Origin of the sequence: Dechloromonas denitrificans (assembly GCF_020510685.1) — a bacterium.
GTDB lineage: Bacteria > Pseudomonadota > Gammaproteobacteria > Burkholderiales > Rhodocyclaceae > Azonexus > Azonexus denitrificans_A.
The window spans coordinates 3,928,337-3,940,842 of record NZ_CP075185.1 but is presented as its reverse complement, the minus strand read 5'-3'; the positions used below and the strand labels follow the sequence as shown (position 1 = coordinate 3,940,842).

Here is a 12,506-nt window from a genome sequence, read left to right as displayed (position 1 = left end):
GGACAGGCAGCTCAGAAATCCAGTTATCACAGTCGTGGTCGGGCCTCCCTCGTCACTGCCGGACAGGCAGCTCAGAAAAAGCACCGGAGCGCTTGGTGGGGGGTATCTCACGTCACTGCCGGACAGGCAGCTCAGAAACAGGGGCCGGTGACGACATCAAGCAGTTTCATCGTCACTGCCGGACAGGCAGCTCAGAAAAGTGGCAATGTCATGTGCCTGCCTTCCGGTACCGTCACTGCCGGACAGGCAGCTCAGAAAGATTGAGGAATGGACAGAGTTACGGCCTGATCCGTCACTGCCGGACAGGCAGCTCAGAAAGAATCAAGATCGAGATCATGCGCCAGGTCGATCGTCACTGCCGGACAGGCAGCTCAGAAATGAAGCGCTTGCATGCTGGGAAAAGGGCGATGCGTCACTGCCGGACAGGCAGCTCAGAAAGCATCGGGCGGCGTGACACCACGCACACTATCCGTCACTGCCGGACAGGCAGCTCAGAAACGGAGCGATAGCCATCGGAGCGCCACGGCGTACGTCACTGCCGGACAGGCAGCTCAGAAAAGGCCGAACGTGTCGCTGAATCCGGCGGGAAGCGTCACTGCCGGACAGGCAGCTCAGAAAAATCGGAACGCCACATCGAGCGGCAGGTTACGCGTCACTGCCGGACAGGCAGCTCAGAAAGTTTCGTGCTGTCCGTCGTCGTCGACGTAAAACGTCACTGCCGGACAGGCAGCTCAGAAATGCCCCATGCCTTGCCCCACGATTTACCCCAGCGTCACTGCCGGACAGGCAGCTCAGAAATACCGCCTCGACGGGGCGCCCTACGTCGAAGACATCACTGCCGGACAGGCAGCTCAGAAAAGCGTGCCGATTGTGGGCGATGCCATCAAGGCCGTCACTGCCGGACAGGCAGCTCAGAAACGAGCCGCAGCCGCCGACCAACGGCGCCATCGCGTCACTGCCGGACAGGCAGCTCAGAAATCCTTGCAAGGAGGTGAGTGATGACCAAATGGCGTCACTGCCGGACAGGCAGCTCAGAAAAGATGGGCAACCAGTTCGCGCAGTCTTTAACGCGTCACTGCCGGACAGGCAGCTCAGAAAGATCCAGTTGGTGTGCGGGTCGAAAACGACAGCGTCACTGCCGGACAGGCAGCTCAGAAAGCCGGAAGCGAGTGGCTTACCCGGAACTATTTCGTCACTGCCGGACAGGCAGCTCAGAAATTCTTGTCGGAACCGTACTTGTTCGAGGTCTTCGTCACTGCCGGACAGGCAGCTCAGAAACATCAGGGCCTTCATCAACGGACGTTCGACAGCGTCACTGCCGGACAGGCAGCTCAGAAAGTACTCAAGCCGTCGCAACTTCGCCACCTTATCGTCACTGCCGGACAGGCAGCTCAGAAAACGATGGCCGCGCTGTTCAATGCGGCTGACGGCGTCACTGCCGGACAGGCAGCTCAGAAAGATCAGCGCAACCACCAAGGAACGCAGCATTGCGTCACTGCCGGACAGGCAGCTCAGAAAACGGAATATTCGCTCGGTACGTCGGAAGTTGCCGTCACTGCCGGACAGGCAGCTCAGAAAAGCGTGCCAAGCTGATTAATGCGATAGCCCGTCGTCACTGCCGGACAGGCAGCTCAGAAAGTTGAGCAGGGGAATCAGCCGGACCCAGCCGGCGTCACTGCCGGACAGGCAGCTCAGAAAGAGTCGCGGGTGCTGGGAACGATCCTTGCCGGCGTCACTGCCGGACAGGCAGCTCAGAAACAGTCGCCAGACACCATACACCAGTATGTAAACGTCACTGCCGGACAGGCAGCTCAGAAATTGCTCGCGTCGGTGTCCATCCCGACCACCCGCGTCACTGCCGGACAGGCAGCTCAGAAATGCTCTGCGATGGTTGCTTGGCCCTCGGCGAGCGTCACTGCCGGACAGGCAGCTCAGAAAAAGATCGATATCAACGACCGCACCCAGATCCCCGTCACTGCCGGACAGGCAGCTCAGAAACATCGCCCGGGCGGGCGGGGCAGATGGAAAGGCGTCACTGCCGGACAGGCAGCTCAGAAAGATTGACCGGGCAGGACGCGGTAGCGGAAACCCGTCACTGCCGGACAGGCAGCTCAGAAAGTCACGTGAATGACGGCATACTGGGCAAGATCCGTCACTGCCGGACAGGCAGCTCAGAAAATGTCAGCGGTGATTTCAACTGGCACCAGGCCCGTCACTGCCGGACAGGCAGCTCAGAAATCGTAGCCGAGCGTTCCATTGACGACGTGCGTCGTCACTGCCGGACAGGCAGCTCAGAAAGGGTTGAAGATCAACAATTTTTTGGACCGCGACGTCACTGCCGGACAGGCAGCTCAGAAATGAGTGAATGAGCCAGTCGAGAATTGGCTGACCGTCACTGCCGGACAGGCAGCTCAGAAACGCATGATTGGGCGCAAGCGTTTGATAAGCATCGTCACTGCCGGATAGGCAGCTTAGTAATTTGGCACCATCAGTTTTCTGTGCATCGGCCTTTGGCAACGAAGGACGTCGATTGAAACCGCGAACGCCGGGATTGCCTGCCGGGCCGAGAGGCGATGAATATTCGGCTTTATGACAGTTGCACGATTGACGCCATCTGTAGCACGATGACATTCTCTGTCTCGTGGCACCGAATACGACATCGGCAAGTGCCGGCCGGTTTTTGTGTCCCGCATCTGGCGGGGCAAGGAAGGATCAACCATGCGCGTTTCTCTTTTGGCCATCATCGTCGGCTCTCTGGCCATGCCGGTCGAGGCCGCATCGTCCGGTTACGAGCTTTATCTGCTGGCGTGCGACGGGCGTTCCGACTGCCAGCGGGTCGCCGACATCGTGCTCGGTGCGGACGGGCAGAAGTCGGAGCACGCGACGCCCGGTGTGGACGTTCGTATCGAGCATCTGTCGGCCCTCGCCGATGGCACCAATATCCGGATGAGCATGAGCCTCAACCCGCTTCAACTGGGGGCGGCCATTCGCGATACCGGCCACGCCGGCGGCAGTCCGGTCAGCATCCAGATCGAATCGGCACCCTTGCGGCACGCTTATTACAGCCCGATTGCCGTGTTTTCCAGCGCCAACAAGATCTATCAGGTCTGGGGGCGGCTGAGTGCCGTGCGAGCCATGGCCAAGGGCATGGTCGTGCGCTGAACGTTGCTGTTGTGCAGCGCGCCATGACTGCTGTTCGCTTGGTCATGGTGGTTCGCGATCGGGACCCTTAGCGAGGGGCTGGTAATCATTGGGGATGATTGCCGGCCCCCGGTGAGGCGGACGGTTGCCGGGCATGAATTAGCGGGCAGGGCAAACCTGCTAATATTCCCGCTTCGCTGCAATGCAACAAATACATAACGACAATGTCCATCCCCGCTGATCGCATGAGCCCCGAAGAACGCCGCGCCGGCGCTTCGCTGGCTGCCATTTTCGCCCTGCGCATGCTGGGCCTGTTCCTGATTCTGCCGGTGTTCTCGGTCTACGCCAAAACCCTGCCGGGTGGCGACAACCTGGCGCTGGTCGGCCTGGCGCTCGGTGCTTACGGGCTGACCCAGGCGTTTTTCCAGATTCCTTACGGCATCGCGTCCGACATCTGGGGGCGCAAGCTGGTCATCGTCATCGGCTTGCTGATTTTTGCGCTCGGCAGCTTTGTCGCTGCCTGGGCGCCAAGCATGAACTGGATCATTGTCGGCCGGGTGCTGCAGGGCGCCGGGGCGATTTCGGCGGCGGTCACGGCGCTGGCCGCCGACCTGACCCGCGAGGAGCACCGGACCAAGGTGATGGCGATGATCGGTTCGTCGATTGGCCTGGTGTTCGCCGTCTCGCTGGTCGGCGCGCCCTTGCTCTACGGCTGGATCGGCATGGGGGGCTTGTTCAGCCTGACCGGCCTCCTGGCGCTGGCCGCCATCGGGCTGTTGATCAAGGCGGTGCCGGCGGCGCCAGCGGCCCATGGCCATGCCAAGCTGCCGTTGCGGCAGGTGGCTTTCGATCCCGATCTGCTGCGCCTGAACCTCGGCATCGGCATTCTGCACATGGTGCAGATGGCGATGTTCGTCGTCCTGCCACATGCCCTGGTCAATCACGGCGGGCTGGCTGCGGCGGCGCACTGGAAGGTCTATCTGCCGGCCGTGCTGGTGTCGTTCGCCATCATGGTCCCGGCGATCATCGCCGCCGAGCGCAAGGACAAGATGCGGCCGATCTTTCGCGCCGCCATTGCCTTGCTGGTCGTCGTGCAACTCGGCCTGCTCTTTTTCGGTCAGAGCTTGTATGCGCTGGCGCTGTGGCTGCTGTTGTTCTTCGTCGCCTTCAATATTCTCGAAGCAACGTTGCCTTCGCTGGTCTCGCGGACCGCACCGCCGGCCGCCAAGGGTGCGGCGCTCGGCGTATACAACACGACGCAGGCGGTTGGGCTGTTCATCGGCGGCGCGGTGGGGGGGTATATCGCGCAGCATTTCGGCGATAATGCGGTTTTTGCTGCCTGCGCCGGGCTTCTTTTGCTCTGGCTGGCGGTGGCAAGCTCGATGAATTTTCCGCAACGGCGCGTCGCCGTCGCTGCGGCTCATACTGTTTAGGAGAGAAGGTTTATGGCATCGGTTAACAAGGCAATCATCCTCGGCAATCTGGGTAAAGACCCGGAAGTCCGTTACACGGCAAGCGGCGAAGCGATGTGCAACATCACGGTAGCGACCAGCGAGAACTGGAAAGACAAGGCGACCGGCGAAAAGAAGGAACTGACCGAATGGCATCGCATTTCCTTCTTCGGCAAGCTGGCCGAAATCTGCGGCCAGTACCTGAAAAAAGGCTCGCAAGTCTATGTCGAGGGCAGCATCCGCACCCGCAAATGGACCGACAAGGATGGCCAGGAACGTTACACCACCGAGATTCGCGGTGACGAAATGAAGATGCTCGGCTCCCGGCAGGGCATGGGCGGCCCGTCTTCCGGCGGCGGTGGTGGCGGTTACGACAACGAGCCGACCGATTACGCGCCGGCTCCGGCCAAGAACAAGCCGAAGCCGTCGTTTGACGATCTTGGCGACGACATTCCGTTCTGACGTGCTCCTGAACTAAAAAGATAAATAATTGACCGGTCCCCGCTACGGCGGGGGCAACGGTTTAATGATCGGTTCCGCAAAGGTTAACCACCATGGCCAGCTCTGTTACTTTCAAGATTCTCGAAGACATTGCCAAGGATTTGTCCGGCAGCGAGATTTCCTTCCCGACCTTTCTCGACATTACCTTCCAGGTCCGGACGGCCTTGAAAGACCCTAATTTGAATGTCGAGCAACTGGCCCAGCTGGTCGGTGCCGAACCGCTGATGAGCACCAAGATCATCCGGATGTCGAATTCGGTGGCGCTCAATTCTTCCGGCCGCGAAATTGCCGATGTGAAGAGCGCGATCGTCCGGGTCGGCATGGAAGCGGTGCGCACGGTGTCATTTGCCGTGGCCATGGAGCAATTGCTCAAATCGAAGCAGATGCACGTCTTCGAGAACATTTCCAAGAAACTCTGGGAACACACCTCGCACGTCGCGGCGCTGTGCCGCGTGCTGGCCCGGAAAATCGCCAAGATCAACGGCGACGAGGCAATGTTCGCCGGCCTAGTGCACGACCTCGGCGTCTTCTACCTGATGTCGCGCGCCGCCAATTTTCCGGAACTGGTCAATGACAAGGCCGAGCTGCATGCGCTGCTCGTCGGCTGGCACGACAGTATCGGCCACGCCCTGCTCTCGGCGCTCGGTTCGCCGGAATCGATCCTGGTCGCGGTGCAGGAGCATGAGACGGACCGCGAGATTACCGAGTTGAAGACCTTGTCCGACGTGCTGTATGTCGCCAACAAGATCGCCAACCGGAGCGCCAGCTGGCGCGACCCGGAACTGGATGCGGCGGTCGATACCTCGATGCTCGACACCTTCTTCGACGCCGAAACGCTGGCTGAAATCATCGAAGAGTCCGAGGAAGAAGTGCAGTCGTTGAAGATGGCGTTGGGCGGTTGATTTTGCATCGCCATCAGGAGGCTGATGGCAGGGTGGGTAAATTGCACAGAGCGGTAACGAAGCCGCCGGCGATTCAGGGGTAAACATGAACAGCACTCTCCATCAGGCCGGGAATTCTTCCGGCAAGCGCCTTGCCGTCCTCGCCTTGTCGGCGCTCGGGGTGGTCTATGGCGACATCGGCACCAGCCCGCTCTATGCGGTCAAGGAAGTTTTTGCCGGCAACCATCCGATCCCGATTACCGAAGCGAATATTTTCGGCAGCCTGTCGCTGTTTTTCTGGGCGCTGGTCATCATCGTTTCGATCAAGTACGTGATGTTCATCATGCGTGCCGACAACCGGGGCGAGGGCGGCATCATGGCGATGATCGCGCTGGCGCTGCACGACGCGCAGGGCAAGCCGCGCCAGATGAGGCTGATCATGATCGTCGGCATTCTCGGGGCGGCGATGTTCTACGGCGACGGCATGGTGACGCCAGCGATGTCGGTGCTCTCGGCGGTCGAAGGCCTTGAGGTGGTGACGCCGGCCTTCCGGCCTTTCGTGATCCCGATCACGATGCTCGTGCTGTTCGGGCTGTTTTTCGTCCAGCGCCACGGCACGGCGATGGTCGGCGCCGCCTTCGGGCCGGTCATGGTGCTCTGGTTCAGCACGCTGGCCATCCTTGGCGTCAGCAACATCATCGATCATCCGGCCATTCTGGCGGCGCTCAACCCGCTCTACGGCCTCGAGTTCCTGTTCTCCAACAAGGCCATGGCGCTGCTGGCGATGGGTAATGTCGTGCTCGCCGTGACCGGCGCCGAGGCGCTCTACGCCGACATGGGCCATTTCGGCGTCAAGCCGATCCGCCGGGCCTGGTTCGCCTTCGTGCTGCCGGCCCTGGTTCTCAATTACTTCGGCCAGGGCGCCTTGATCCTCGGCGATCCCGAGTCGGCGAAGAATCCCTTCTTCAACCTGGCCCCCGAGTGGGCGCTTTTCCCGCTCGTCGGCCTGGCCACGGTGGCGACGGTGATCGCCTCGCAAGCCGTCATTTCCGGCGCCTTTTCGGTGACCCGCCAGGCCATGCAGCTTGGCTTCATGCCGCGCATGGAAGTGCAGCACACCTCCGAGAAGGAAGCTGGCCAGATCTACCTGCCGGCGGTGAACTGGGGCCTAATGCTGGCCGTGATGATCCTGGTGCTCGGCTTCCGCTCATCCAACAATCTGGCGGCGGCTTATGGCATCGCGGTCACCGGCGACATGGTGATCACCTCCATCCTCGCCACGGTGGTCGTCGCACGTTCGTGGAAATGGGGTTGGGGGCGGGCGATTGCGCTGTTCTCCTGCTTCCTCGCCGTCGAACTCGTCTTCCTCGCCGCCAATATCCTGAAGATTCCCGACGGCGGCTGGTTTCCGCTGGTCGCCGGGATGGTCATCTTCATCCTGATGACGACCTGGAAGCGGGGCCGCAAGTTGCTGTCCGAGCGCCTGCAGGGCGAGCGCCTGGAGCTTTCGCTGTTTCTCGATTCGCTGGCCAACTCGATGCCGACCCGGGTTGCCGGTACCTCGGTCTTCCTCAATGCCGACCCGAAGGGTGTGCCGCATGCGCTGCTGCACAACCTGATGCACAACAAGGTGGTGCACGAGCGGGTGATCCTGCTCTCGGTGCAGTTTTTCGACGTGCCGTTCGTGCCCGATATCGACCGCGTCGAAGTCCGTCCGCTGAAGGAAAATTTCTGGACCGTCCTGATTCACTACGGCTTCAAGGATGAGCCCAACGTGCCGGGGGCCCTTGAGCGTTGCGGGGTGTTCGGCCTCGAATTCAATGCGCTGGAAACCTCCTACTTCATCGGCCGCGAGACGCTGATCCCGCGCCTCGGTTCGGAGATGGCCTTCTGGCGCGAAAAGATCTTCGTCGCGATGTTCCGCAATGCCGGCTCGGCAACCGCCTTCTTCCAGATCCCGAGCAACCGGGTGGTCGAGTTGGGCACCCAGGTGGTTCTGTAGTTATTAGTCGGGAGTTGTTAGTCGTTAGCTAAAGACTAGCAACTAATGACTAATGACTCGCCGCTACAAGCGGCGAATCTTGTCGAGCAGGGCCGTCGTCGATTTCTGGTGAATGAACGGAATCGAATGCACCGTGCCGCCCCAGCCGCGGACTTCGCTGCAGCCGACGATCTTGTCCACCGGCCAGTCGCCGCCCTTGACCAGGATTTCCGGCCGGCATTCGAGGATGCGTTGCAGCGGCGTGTCCTCGTCGAACCAGGTGACCAGCGTCACGCAGCCGAGGGCCGCCATCACCGCCAGGCGGTCTTCCAGCCCATTGACTGGGCGGTCGTCGCCCTTGCCGAGTCGCTTGACCGAGGCATCGCTGTTCAGCGCGACGACCATGCCGACGCCCAGCGCGGCGGCCTGTGCCAGGTAGGTGACATGGCCGCGATGCAGGATGTCGAAACAGCCGTTGGTAAAGACCAGCGGACGGGCCAGCTGGGCGGCACGGGCGGCCAACTGGTCGGGCGGGCAGATTTTCGATTCGAAACTCGGGGCGGCGTAGGTCATGGCGGCATCGGGGAGAAGAAACAGGTCGCCATTTTAGTGCGGCCGGCCGCGACTTTCCCGTTTTTCGCCCGGCCGCCCCGGCCGCGCGCCTAGCCGGCCACTGCCTTGACCCGGCCGGCCGCCAGCTTGGCCCGTTCGCGCGCCTGTTCGACGTTGTCGCCATTGGCGACGGCGACGCCCATCCGGCGTTTGGCGAACGACTCCGGTTTGCCGAACAGCCGCAGGTCGCTGCGCGGCACGGCGAGGGCTTCGGCGAGACCGGTGAAGGCGACGCCGCGGGCGTCCATGCCGCCGTAAATGACGGCCGAGGCGCCCGGCTCGCGCAGGCCGGTGTCGACCGGCAGGCCGAGGATGGCGCGGGCGTGTAGTTCGAATTCCGAGAAACGCTGCGAACAGAGCGTGACCAGCCCGGTATCGTGCGGCCGCGGGCTGACTTCCGAGAACCACACCATGTCGCCCTTGATGAACAGCTCGACACCGAACAGGCCGCGCCCACCGAGATTGCCGGTGACGGCGGCGGCGATCTGCTGGGCGCGCTGCAAGGCGGCCCGGCTCATCGCTTGCGGCTGCCAGGATTCGACATAGTCGCCGGCGACCTGGACGTGACCGATCGGTTCGCAGAAATAGGTTTGCACGGCGCCGCCGGCATCGCAGGCGCGTACCGTGAGCAGCGTGATTTCGTAATCGAAGTCGATGAAGCCTTCGACGATGACCCGGCCGGCATTGACCCGGCCGCCGCTCGCCGCGTAATCCCAGGCTTTCTGCACGTCGTCCGGGCCGCGCAGCAGCGACTGGCCCTTGCCGGACGACGACATCACCGGCTTGACGATGCACGGATAGCCAATGCCGCCGTCGATGGCGGCCTGCAGTTCGGCCAGCGAATCGGCGAACCGGTAGGGCGAGGTGGCCAGGCCGAGTTCTTCGGCGGCCAGCCGGCGGATGCCTTCGCGGTTCATCGTCAGTTTGGCGGCGCGGGCGGTCGGGATGACCTCGGCCAATCCCTCGGCCTCGATCTCGACCAGCATGTCGGTGGCGATGGCTTCGATTTCCGGAACGATCAGGTGCGGCTTTTCCAGTTCGACCAGCCGGCGCAGCGCTGCGCCGTCGGTCATCGAAATGACGTGGGCGCGGTGGGCGACCTGCTGGCCGGGGGCGTTCTCGTAGCGGTCGACGGCGATCACTTCGACGCCGAGGCGCTGCAGCGCGATGATCACTTCCTTGCCGAGTTCGCCGGAGCCGAGCAGCATGACGCGCAGAGCGCTGGGGGAAAGCGGGGTGCCGAAATGCATGGGGTTCTCCTTGAGGCGTTGAATTTGGAAGTCGGGCGAATTTAGGCGTGGACGGCAACAGCGTCAAGCGCTGCTGTCATCGTTCGGTCATCTGGCTGTCACCAGCCTTTCATTGGCGGTGCTTATCGTCGTGCCATGCCCAAGGTCAGATCAGTTTTCTTGTCCGACATCCACCTCGGCACGCGGGCGTGCCAGGCGGACCGTCTTCTCGATTTTCTGCGTGAATATCCGGCCGATCAGACTTACCTGATCGGCGACATCATCGACTTCTGGGCGATGAGCCGCAGCATCCACTGGTCGCAGGCCCAGAACACCGTGGTCCAGAAACTGCTGCGCCGGGCCCGCCACGGCGACAAGGTGGTGTTTATCCCCGGCAACCACGACGAGGCGCTGCGCGACTATTGCGGCATCGTCTTCGGCGATGTCGAGGTGGTCGACGAGCTGGTGCACGAAACGGCCGACGGCCGGCGCTTCCTGCTCATCCACGGCGACGTCTTCGATCAGGTGACGCGCCACCACCGCTGGGTGGCGGTCCTTGGCGACAAGGCCTACGACCTGCTGGTCCGGCTCAATCTGCTGCTCTCCTGGGGCCGGCGCAAGCTCGGCATCGCTGGCTACTGGTCGCTGGCCGGCTTTGCCAAGCGCAAGGTCAAGAAAGCCCTCAATTTCATTTTCGATTTCGAGGACTCGGCCATCCACCACGCCCGCGAACGCGGCCTGGACGGGGTGATCTGCGGCCATATCCACTGGGCGACGATCCGCGAAATCGACGGCCTCAGTTACGTCAATTGCGGCGACTGGGTCGATTCCTGCACGGCGATCGTCGAACACTTCGACGGCCGTCTCGAACTGGTCGCCTGGGGCATGCGCAGCGTCGTCCCGACCCTGGCTGCCGCAGCGGTCCAACATGCGGAGGCCTGAATGCGTGTCCTGATGGTATCGGACGTCTATTTTCCCCGGGTCAATGGCGTATCGACCTCGATTGAAACCTTTCGCCGTACGCTGCGCGAGCAGGGCGTCGATGTCCGCCTGGTTGTCCCGCGCTACGGCGACGAAGCCGACGAGGCCGGGGTGATCCGCGTCGCCGGCCGGCCGGTGCCGGGCGACCGCGAAGACCGCATGGTCGGCTGGCGGGCGATGCATCGTGCCGTGCTGGAAGCGGCCCGGGACTGCGACCTGATCCACATCCAGACCCCCTTCATCGCCCACTATGCCGGCCTGAAGGCGGCGCGCACCCTGGGCTTGCCGGTCGTCGCCACCTATCACACGCTGTTCGAGGCCTATCTCGAGTATTACGCGCCGTTCCTGCCGGCCGGCTGGCTGCAGGCCCAGGCGCGAGCCTTTTCCCGCCGTCAGTGCAATGCGCTCGATGCGGTGATCGTGCCGTCCAGCGCGATGCAGCAGCGCCTCGCCACCTACGAAGTCAGCGTACCGCTGCACGTGCTGCCGACCGGCATTCCGACGGCGCAGTTCGCCAGCGGCGACGGCGCCGCCTTCCGTTACCGCCACGGCATCCTGTCGACGCGGCCGGTGGCCCTGTTCGTCGGCCGGGTGGCGCATGAAAAGAACATCGGCTTCCTGCTCGAAGCGCTGGTCCATGCCCGGCGGCTGCGACCGGACATCCTGCTCGTCGTGGCCGGCGAAGGTCCGGCCATGGCCGACCTGAAAGCCCAGGTCAAGACGCTGGGCCTGCGCGAAGCGGTGCAGTTCATCGGCTATCTCGACCGCCGGCAGGAACTGCCGGATTGTTATGCCGCTGCCGATGCCTTCGTCTTCGCCTCGCGCACCGAAACGCAAGGCCTGGTGCTGCTCGAAGCGATGGCAGCCGGTCTGCCGGTCATTGCCCTTTCCGAAATGGGGACGACCGACATTCTGGCGCCCGGCCGTGGTGCAATATCCCCGCCGGCCGAGCCGCAGGCCTTCGGCACGGCGCTCGGCGACTTTCTCAACCGGCCCTCGGCCTGGCGCCATCTGGCCGACGAAGCGCCGGTCTTTGCCGGCGAATGGTCGGATGCGGCGATGGCGGCCCGCCTGGCCTGGCTCTATCGCGAACTGGCAGGCTTGAAAATTGCGTCGGAAAGGCCTTCTCCCGCAGCCGCCTGAGCGCAGCCCAGGCCAATCACATGACTGAACAATTCACGCCGCATTGCGCCCAGTGCCACTATTTCCGCGCCGCCGACGCCAGCAATGGCGCCTGCCATCGTTTTCCGCCGGTTTTTACCGGCGAAAGCTCATCGCGCGAAACGCATCACTGGCGCTTCCCGGCGGTGAACATCCATGCCTGGTGCGGCGAATTTCTGCCGGCCAGGCCGGATCAGGTCGCCTCAGCCGGCGCGACCATCTGATTCAACGCCCGTAGCCGCTCGGCCATCACGCGCATGACCTGGGTGGCGAAGTAGGGCGTCTGCTGGACCAGGAACTGGAAGCGTTTTTCGTCGATCGCGACAAATTCGCAATTGGTCTTGGCGATGACGCTGGCCGAGCGCGGGCCGGCCAGAACGATGCCCAGTTCGCCGACGATACTGCCGTGTTTCAAGGTTTCGACCACCCGGCCATTGACGATGACTTCGGCGCTGCCGGTGGTCAGCACGAACATCAGGTGACCTTCCTCGCCGGCGGTGAATAGCGGCTGGCCGGCTGGCACGCTGATAATCGACGGGTTGTTGGCGAAGAGCTCGAAAAAAACCAT

The 12,506-nt window shown here is 62.6% G+C and carries 11 protein-coding genes and 1 CRISPR repeat array (1 of these 12 cut by a window edge); of the genes, 8 read left to right on the top strand and 3 right to left on the bottom strand.

Going from position 1 to position 12,506, the window contains the following annotated elements:
• Positions 1 to 2,478: direct repeats of the CRISPR family, unit length 28 nt; unit sequence CGTCACTGCCGGACAGGCAGCTCAGAAA; it reaches 730 nt to the left of the window's first position.
• 240 nt (positions 2,479 to 2,718) lie between these two features.
• From KI611_RS18805 to KI611_RS18785, 5 genes are all read left to right on the top strand, one after another.
• Positions 2,719 to 3,162: a hypothetical protein gene (locus tag KI611_RS18805; protein WP_226417179.1), complete on the top strand. Its 444-nt coding sequence runs from the start codon at positions 2,719 to 2,721 to the stop codon at positions 3,160 to 3,162.
• A 224-nt stretch (positions 3,163 to 3,386) separates the two neighbouring features.
• Positions 3,387 to 4,574, top strand: a complete 1,188-nt coding sequence (locus KI611_RS18800; protein WP_226417178.1) for an MFS transporter — start codon at positions 3,387 to 3,389, stop codon at positions 4,572 to 4,574.
• Positions 4,575 to 4,586: 12 nt separating this feature from the next.
• Positions 4,587 to 5,054, top strand: a complete 468-nt coding sequence (ssb, locus tag KI611_RS18795) for a single-stranded DNA-binding protein (protein WP_226417177.1) — start codon at positions 4,587 to 4,589, stop codon at positions 5,052 to 5,054.
• A gap of 92 nt (positions 5,055 to 5,146) precedes the next feature.
• Positions 5,147 to 5,995, top strand: a complete 849-nt coding sequence (locus KI611_RS18790; RefSeq protein ID WP_226417176.1) for an HDOD domain-containing protein — start codon at positions 5,147 to 5,149, stop codon at positions 5,993 to 5,995.
• 85 nt (positions 5,996 to 6,080) lie between these two features.
• Positions 6,081 to 7,976 (top strand): potassium transporter Kup, encoded by a 1,896-nt coding sequence (locus tag KI611_RS18785; protein WP_226417175.1) that lies wholly within the window; start codon positions 6,081 to 6,083, stop codon positions 7,974 to 7,976.
• 63 nt (positions 7,977 to 8,039) lie between these two features.
• Here KI611_RS18785 and KI611_RS18780 read toward each other — a convergent pair whose 3' ends face one another.
• Positions 8,040 to 8,528 carry an adenylyltransferase/cytidyltransferase family protein gene (locus KI611_RS18780; RefSeq protein WP_226417174.1) on the bottom strand — a complete coding sequence of 163 codons (489 nt, stop codon included), beginning with the start codon at positions 8,526 to 8,528 and terminating at the stop codon, positions 8,040 to 8,042.
• An 89-nt stretch (positions 8,529 to 8,617) separates the two neighbouring features.
• Complete coding sequence (gene purT / locus KI611_RS18775; RefSeq protein ID WP_226417173.1) at positions 8,618 to 9,817, bottom strand: formate-dependent phosphoribosylglycinamide formyltransferase; 1,200 nt, start codon at positions 9,815 to 9,817, stop codon at positions 8,618 to 8,620.
• A gap of 135 nt (positions 9,818 to 9,952) precedes the next feature.
• Between purT and KI611_RS18770 the strand changes: the two genes are divergently transcribed.
• From KI611_RS18770 to KI611_RS18760, 3 genes are read left to right on the top strand one after another with little or no spacing between them, the layout of a single operon-like run.
• Positions 9,953 to 10,738 carry a UDP-2,3-diacylglucosamine diphosphatase gene (locus KI611_RS18770; RefSeq protein WP_226417172.1) on the top strand — a complete coding sequence of 262 codons (786 nt, stop codon included), beginning with the start codon at positions 9,953 to 9,955 and terminating at the stop codon, positions 10,736 to 10,738.
• On the top strand, positions 10,739 to 11,920 hold the full coding sequence (locus KI611_RS18765) for a glycosyltransferase (protein ID WP_226417171.1): 1,182 nt from the start codon (positions 10,739 to 10,741) through the stop codon (positions 11,918 to 11,920).
• Between the two features lie 20 nt (positions 11,921 to 11,940).
• Complete coding sequence (locus KI611_RS18760; RefSeq protein ID WP_226417170.1) at positions 11,941 to 12,162, top strand: hypothetical protein; 222 nt, start codon at positions 11,941 to 11,943, stop codon at positions 12,160 to 12,162.
• Here KI611_RS18760 and KI611_RS18755 read toward each other — a convergent pair.
• On the bottom strand, positions 12,132 to 12,506 hold the full coding sequence (locus KI611_RS18755) for a Crp/Fnr family transcriptional regulator (RefSeq protein WP_226417169.1): 375 nt from the start codon (positions 12,504 to 12,506) through the stop codon (positions 12,132 to 12,134). The two genes, KI611_RS18760 and KI611_RS18755, sit on opposite strands and share 31 nt — an antisense overlap.